We start from the raw sequence: 6,718 nt of genomic DNA, 5'->3' as shown, positions 1-6,718 counted from the left end.
ACCCCCCTCTGTCCTGCCGGACATCTCCCCCTCAGAGGGGGAGATTGGATGTCCCGTGTGGTTTCGCAAATCTCCGGTGTTGGAGTAAGGGTGCGGCGCTCGAAGCTGCCGATCTCCCCCCTTGAGGGGGAGATGGCCGGCAGGCCAGAGGGGGGTGCCTCGCGCCCAACCTATCCATGATCTCCCGCTACCCCGCCATCGCCGCCGACATCGCCAAGCTCTTCGCCGCGCGTGACACGCACGCGGTCGAGGTCGCCGTGCTGCAGCCGGCCGATCCGTTCCTCGACATGGCCGGCGAAGACCTGCGCCGCCGCATCTTCCTCACCGAGAGCGAGACCGGCAAGACGCTGTGTCTCAGGCCCGAATTCACCATTCCCGTCTGCCTGGACCACATCACCAGCCAGGCGGGCACGCCGCGCCGCTATTCCTATCTCGGCGAGGTGTTTCGCCAGCGCCGCGAGGGCGGTAACGAGTTCTTCCAGGCCGGCATCGAGGACCTCGGCGATCGCGACACCGCCGCCGCCGATGCCCGCTCGCTGGCCGATGCGCACGCGCTGCTGACGCTGGCGCTGCCAGGCCAGGCGCTGGCCGTCACGCTTGGCGACCAGACCGTCTTCGAGGCGGTGCTGGCAGCCCTTGGCTTGCCGCGCGGCTGGCGCATGCGGCTGGCGCGGGCCTTCGGCTCGGCGCCGATGCTGGAGGCGGCATTGGCCGACCTCGCCAACCCGCCGCGCAACAGCCAGCTTGCCGGCTCGGTCGCGACGCTGGTGCTCGACGGCGACGTCGAGGGTCTTGCCGCGCATATTGCCGCCGGCATGGAAGAGGCAGGCCTGTCGGCTTCCGCCGGGCGCTCGCCCGCGGACATTGCGCGGCGGCTGATCGAGAAGGCCGAATTGCGCAGCGTGCGGCTATCGAACGAGGCGTTCTCGGCCTTGAAAGGGTTTCTGGCGATCGATGTGCCGCTCGATGGCGCACCTCAGGCCCTCGAAAGCTTCGCGGCCTCTGCCGGTCTCTCGCTGGGCGCGGCGCTGGACAATTTCGCCGCTCGCGCCAGTACGATCGAGGCGCATGGCCTGCCGGTTGCCGGCATTCGCTATGACGCGGCCTTCGGCCGTCCGCTCGACTACTATACCGGACTTGTCTTCGAGATCGCGGCTGAAGGCGGCGACAGGCCGCTGGCCGGCGGCGGCCGCTATGACCGCCTGCTGACTCTGCTCGGCGCGAAGACGCCGATCCCCGGCGTCGGCTTCTCGGTCTGGCTCGACCGCATCGAGGCGCTGCGGGAGAAGGCCGAATGATAACGCTCGCTCTCCCGTCGAAAGGCCGGTTGAAGGAGCAGGCGCTGGAGGTGCTGGCCAAGGCCGGCCTCACCGTCAGCCTGCCCGGCGACGAGCGCAAATACCGCGCCCGCATCGAGGGCATGGAGGCCGTCGAGGTCGCGTTTCTCTCCGCGTCGGAAATCGCCGGCGAGATCGGCCAGGGCTCTGTCGACCTCGGCATCACCGGCGAGGACCTTTTGCGCGAAAACCTGGCCGATTGGGAAGCGCGCGCCGAGATCGTCGCCCGTCTTGGCTTCGGCCATGCCGATGTCGTGGTGGCGGTGCCCGACATCTGGCTCGACGTCGAGACCATGGCCGACCTCGACGATGTCGCCGCCGACTTCCGCCAGCGCCACGGCAGGCGGCTCCGGATCGCCACCAAATACTGGCGGCTCACCCAGCAGTTCTTCTCGCTCAAGCACGGCATCCAGGTCTATCGCATCGTCGAGAGCCTCGGCGCCACCGAGGGCGCACCGGCGCAAGGGCTGGCCGACGTCATCGTCGACATCACCACCACCGGTTCGACGCTGCGCGCCAATCACCTCAAGGTGCTGGCTGATGGCGTGGTGCTGCGATCGCAGGCCTGCCTTGTCGCCTCCAGGAAGAAACGCACAGCCGCCGATGAGGCGCTCTTGCGCGATATCGGCGCGAAGATGAGCGCCCTTCCTCCCCCTTGAGGGGAGGGTGCCTCGCCAAGCGAGGCGGGTGGGGTCGTCTCACTTCGAGCAGGCCCCCTCACGTCCATCCGCCGTCGGCGGCTGTCCACCCTCCCCTCAAGGGGGACATTGGTGGGATTTCCTCTGCCCCGGCGGACTGATAGGCTCGGTCTATCCCGGGAGGAGACGGCGATGGCGATCAAACTCGACGAGCTCATGAACGCCACCAATCTGCGCGGGCGAAGCGCGAGCGGCACCTTCATTGCCCCGGTCGGTGGCAAGGCGCACGTCTCGGGCGACAACTCGGTGCCCTTGCTCGACAAGACCATCCCGGAACTGTTCTCCGACACGGTCGCGAAATACGCCACGCTCGACGCCGCAGTCTTCGTCGGCCAGGACAAGCGCTTCACCTGGAGCGAGCTGTCGGACACGGTGGATGCGCTCGCCGCCGGCTTCCTGGCGCTCGGGCTGGAAAAGGGCGACCGCGTCGGCATCTGGTCGCCCAACCGCTGGGAATGGCTGGTGACGCAATTCGCCACCGCGCGCATCGGCCTGATCCTGGTCAACATCAACCCGGCCTACCGGCTGACCGAGCTGGAATATGCCCTCAACAAGGTCGGCTGCACGGCGCTGGTCACGGCCGCCAGCTTCAAGACGTCCGACTATCTCGGCATGATCGAGACACTGGCGCCGGAGATCGCCACCGCGACGCCAGGTAAGCTCAACGCGAAGAAGCTGCCGGCGCTGAAGATCGTCATCCGCATGGGCGAGGACAATTCGCCCGGCATGTTCAATTTCGGCGACGTGCTGGCCATGGCCGGGCGTGACGAGCATGACAGCCTCGACCGCATCTCCGAGCGGCTGAAACCGAATGAGGCCATCAACATCCAGTTCACGAGCGGCACGACCGGTGCGCCGAAGGGTGCGACGCTCACCCATTTGAACATCGTCAACAACGGCAATTTCGTCACCGCGGCGATCAAGCTCACCGTCGACGACCGGCTTTGCATCCCCGTGCCGCTCTACCACTGCTTCGGCATGTCGATGGGCACGATGGGCTGCGTCACCAAGGGCGCCACCATGGTGTTTCCGGGCGAGGGCTTCGATGCCGGCGCGACGCTGAAGGCCGTGGCGCAGGAGCGCTGCACCGGCATCTATGGCGTGCCGACCATGTTCGTCGCCATGCTCGACCATGCCGATTTTTCGAGCTTCGATCTTTCCAGTCTGCGCACTGGCATCATGGCCGGCTCGCCATGCCCGATCGAGGTGATGAAGAAGGTGGTGTCGCTGATGCATATGTCTGAGGTGACCATCGCCTACGGCATGACCGAGACCAGCCCTGTGTCGTTCCAGAGCGGCGTCCACGATCCGCTGGAAAAGCGCGTCTCCACCGTCGGGCGCATCCATCCCCATGTCGAAGTCAAGGCCATCGACGCCGATGGCGCTACCGTCGCGGTTGGCGCGCCGGGTGAGCTCTGTACGCGCGGCTATTCGGTGATGAAGGGCTACTGGGAAGACGCCGAGAAGACCCGCGAGGCGATCGACGCCGACGGCTGGATGCACACTGGCGACCTAGCGACGATAGACGTCGAGGGCTATTGCAACATCGTCGGCCGGGTCAAGGACATGGTCATCCGCGGCGGCGAGAACGTCTATCCGCGCGAGGTCGAGGAGTTCCTCTACCGCCATCCCAAGATCAAGGAAGTGCAGGTCTTCGGCGTCCCGGACGACAAATATGGCGAGGAGCTATGCGCCTGGGTCGTGCTGAAACCCGGCCAGGTTGCCACGGAGCAGGAGATCAAGGCCTTCTGCGCCGGCCAGATCGCGCACTACAAGGTGCCTCGCTATATCCGCTTCCGCACCGAACTGCCGATGACGGTCACCGGCAAGCCGCAGAAATTCCTGATGCGCGACGCGATGATCGAAGAACTGGGTTTGGTGGTGCAGAAGACGGCGTGAAACGGCATTTATGGACAACGAGTTTCCGAATTTCGCGGCGCTGAAGGCTGCCAAAACCGAAAACATAGATTTTCGCATAGTCGTCCGGCGCGGAGGGCGAACCGGCAGTGCGATCGTCATGGCCCCGCATGGCGGCAAGATCGAGCCCCGCACCTCCCTGATCACCGAGACGATAGCCGGGCGCGATCTCGATATGTATTGCTTTGAAGGGCTCATGCCGGAAAGCAACCGAGAGCTGCACATAACATCCAGAAACTTTGACGAGGCAACCGCGCTGGAACTGTTGCGGACCAAGTCCACGGTCGTCGCTATCCACGGTCGTCGGGATCGGGACGATCCCTCGACAGTCTACCTCGGCGGCAAGGACGCCGCGTTGGTTTCGGAGATAGCCTGGCGTCTGCAGGACGCCGACTTCCAGACGCAAAAGGACAACCATCCCTTTCCAGGTATCCAGGATTTGCATCGTCAACCGAGGCTTGACGGGGAAAGGAGCACAGCTGGAAGTGCCCTTGTCGTTGCGCCGTCGACTGGGGAACGAGTTGGAACTTCTGGAACGATTTTGTGGGGCGGTTCGCAAGGCCATCGAGACATTCGATGCGCAAAACGGTGCCCTGGCCTCAATCGTGTTTTGAATGGTGCGCTTGGCAGGCAAAGATGCCTGTGAGAGGTGCCCCCGCCGCCCTTTTCCGCTAAGTTCGCAGAAACGCGCGGCGTTCGGGGGCTCGGATGACAGGTTTCGGCCGATCGGTGACGTCCTATGCGATGCCCTTGGTCGCCCTGGCGATGGCCGTCGCGGTCAGAGCCAGCGGGATGTCGGTGGACGCAGGTTCGCCGAGCGTCAGGATCCTAATCGGAGCGCTTTCGAGCGCGATCATGTTCATCACCATTTTCATCGTGCTCGAGCATGCCGAGGCGGTGGCTCGGCGGGTGGGCGAGCCATACGGCACGCTGGTGCTGACCTTTGCCGTGACGGCGATCGAGGTGTCGATCATCGTTTCCATGATGCTGCATGGCGAGAACAACCCGACGCTTGCCCGCGAGTCCGTCTTCTCGACTGTGATGATCACATGCACCGGCGTTGTTGGCCTGTGCCTCGTGCTTGGCGGCTGGCGTCACCGCAAGCAGGCAATCGTTCGACAGGGGACCAGCGCCTACCTGGCGGTCCTGATCGCGCTGACGGTGATGACGCTCATCCTGCCGACCTACACCCGGACCACCGATCCCGGCACGTTCTCGGCCGCCCAGCTTGGCTTTGTCAGTGTGCTTTCGGTTCTGCTTTACGCGGCTTTCGTGTTCGCGCAGACAGTCCGGCACCGCGACGATTTCATCGAAGGACAGGCGCGCGACGTCTTGATCGCAAGCGCCCCTCACGAAGGCATCTACGCCAGCGCCGTGCTCCTGTTCATCGGGTTGATCGGCATTGTCATGCTCGCTGAACAGGTCGCCGCGAGTGTCGAAGATGCGCTCGTTGCCTATCAGGTGACCCAGGCGGACAGCATCGTGGGGGCGCTGATCGCGGGGCTGGTCTTGATGCCGGAGGCCATTTCGGCGGTTCGCGCTTCACTCAGCAACGAACTGCAGCGCGGCTTGAACGTCGCGTTGGGTTCGGCTTGCGCCACGATTGGTCTCACGATACCGGCGGTCGCCGCCGCCAGCCTGCTGACGGGACGAGGCTTGACCCTGGGGCTGCCGGCGGCTGACGCAGTCCTTATGGTTTTGGCGCTTTTCGTTTGCAACGTGAGCTTCAGCACCGAAAGAACGACATTCCTGACGGGCATGGTTCATGTCGTGGTGTTTCTTACGTACGTGTTTCTGATATTTGTACCCTGAAGGCTTGGTCCATGCTGGCAACCGGATGCAGGGATGAGACGGCCACCGGTTGGGAATCGCTGGTGCTTTCATTGTTCGCGGAAACGCTGAACCGCTCTATCTCTTTGTTTTGACGCAATTCCGGACGGAAAGCCGTTTCACACTTTTTCCTGGAATTGCTCTGTCGGGGCGCATGCCACAAGACAGCGCTGCGAGCTGGTCAGTCTCCTCGCTAAAGCCAGCCGCTGCTTGCCCTATCGCCGATCTTATGGCCGGCTTGCCCTGCGTTCATCAAAGGGTCGCCAGCCGCGAATTCGGCATGGTCTTTCCGTAGGCCCGGCGCAGGGTCAGCTTCTCTTCCAGCGCAACGATGACATGTGTGGCAAAATCAGTCTTGTACATGTCCGCGAGCCGCGACAGCCCGCCTGGCGTGAACACATTGATCTCGAGAAGTTTGTCGCCGGCTATGTCGAGCCCAACCAGAAACATGCCGTCGCTCACCAATTTGGGGCGTACCATCTCGGCAATGCGCAACATCGTGTCCGTCACCTTGACCTTGCGGGCGGTTCCGGCGGCGTGGATGTTGGAGCGAACATCGCCCTTGGCGGGGACGCGGCGAAAGGCTGCATAATTGCCATCGCGCATCAGTGGCAGGCCGTTCATCAGGAAGAGACGCACGTCACCGGCCTTGGCCTCCGGGATGTAGACCTGGGCGATGAGATAGCCGTCACCGCTGGCCGCCTCGAAAATCTGGTTCAGGTTGGAATCAGCAGGCGTTGCGATATGGAAGACGTTCTTGCCACCCGATCCCTGGAGTGGCTTGACGATGCAGCCCTTTGCGTTCTTGTCGATAAACGCGCGGATCTCGACAATGCTGCGCGATATCAGGGTCGCCGGCCGAACTGCCTCGGGGAAGGTCTGCAGGTAGAGCTTGCTTTGTGCCTGCGCCAGACCGTCCGGATCGTTGACGACGAC

The 6,718-nt window shown here is 63.8% G+C and carries 7 protein-coding genes; 5 read left to right on the top strand and 2 right to left on the bottom strand.

All coding sequences use genetic code 11. The features are described from left to right. Nucleotides 1–176 precede the first annotated feature (176 nt). From EN781_RS21710 to EN781_RS21695, 4 genes are all read left to right on the top strand, one after another. On the top strand, nt 177–1,298 hold the full coding sequence (locus EN781_RS21710; RefSeq protein ID WP_126056398.1) for an ATP phosphoribosyltransferase regulatory subunit: 1,122 nt from the start codon (nt 177–179) through the stop codon (nt 1,296–1,298). Continuing rightward, nucleotides 1,295–1,996, top strand: coding sequence for an ATP phosphoribosyltransferase (gene hisG, locus EN781_RS21705; RefSeq protein WP_126056397.1), 702 nt, complete (start codon nt 1,295–1,297; stop codon nt 1,994–1,996). The genes EN781_RS21710 and hisG overlap by 4 nt, the downstream gene beginning before the upstream one ends. A gap of 171 nt (nt 1,997–2,167) precedes the next feature. After that, a complete protein-coding gene (locus EN781_RS21700; RefSeq protein WP_126056396.1) occupies nt 2,168–3,934 on the top strand; it encodes an AMP-binding protein in 1,767 nt (588 codons plus the stop codon). A 10-nt stretch (nt 3,935–3,944) separates the two neighbouring features. Continuing rightward, entirely contained in the window at nt 3,945–4,598 is a 654-nt protein-coding gene (locus EN781_RS21695; protein WP_126056395.1) for a poly-gamma-glutamate hydrolase family protein, read from the top strand. 91 nt (nt 4,599–4,689) lie between these two features. On the opposite strand, the gene EN781_RS35855 is transcribed toward EN781_RS21695, so the two are convergent. After that, complete coding sequence (locus EN781_RS35855) at nt 4,690–4,815, bottom strand: hypothetical protein (RefSeq protein WP_281033066.1); 126 nt, start codon at nt 4,813–4,815, stop codon at nt 4,690–4,692. On the opposite strand from EN781_RS35855, the gene EN781_RS21690 reads away from it, so the two are divergent. Then, nucleotides 4,808–5,764 carry a calcium:proton antiporter gene (locus tag EN781_RS21690; RefSeq protein WP_245455624.1) on the top strand — a complete coding sequence of 319 codons (957 nt, stop codon included), beginning with the start codon at nt 4,808–4,810 and terminating at the stop codon, nt 5,762–5,764. The genes EN781_RS35855 and EN781_RS21690 overlap by 8 nt on opposite strands. A gap of 270 nt (nt 5,765–6,034) precedes the next feature. Here the strand turns inward: EN781_RS21690 and EN781_RS21685 are convergent. Beyond that, the coding region (locus tag EN781_RS21685) for a glutathione synthase (protein WP_127400318.1) at nt 6,035–6,718 on the bottom strand (684 nt) is incomplete at its 5' end.

The organism is Mesorhizobium sp. M4A.F.Ca.ET.090.04.2.1 (genome assembly GCF_003999085.1).
Classification (GTDB): domain Bacteria; phylum Pseudomonadota; class Alphaproteobacteria; order Rhizobiales; family Rhizobiaceae; genus Mesorhizobium.
This window is presented reverse-complemented; position numbering and strand designations above follow the sequence as displayed.

What these genes read in the sequence shown, in the direction of transcription:
- EN781_RS21710 (WP_126056398.1), top strand. Translation starts at nt 177, where the DNA reads ATGATCTCCCGCTACCCCGCCATCGCCGCCGACATCGCCAAGCTCTTC.
- EN781_RS35855 (WP_281033066.1), bottom strand. Translation starts at nt 4,815, where the DNA reads ATGAACATGATCGCGCTCGAAAGCGCTCCGATTAGGATCCTGACGCTC.
- EN781_RS21695 (WP_126056395.1), top strand. Translation starts at nt 3,945, where the DNA reads ATGGACAACGAGTTTCCGAATTTCGCGGCGCTGAAGGCTGCCAAAACC.
- EN781_RS21690 (WP_245455624.1), top strand. Translation starts at nt 4,808, where the DNA reads ATGTTCATCACCATTTTCATCGTGCTCGAGCATGCCGAGGCGGTGGCT.
- EN781_RS21700 (WP_126056396.1), top strand. Translation starts at nt 2,168, where the DNA reads ATGGCGATCAAACTCGACGAGCTCATGAACGCCACCAATCTGCGCGGG.
- hisG (WP_126056397.1), top strand. Translation starts at nt 1,295, where the DNA reads ATGATAACGCTCGCTCTCCCGTCGAAAGGCCGGTTGAAGGAGCAGGCG.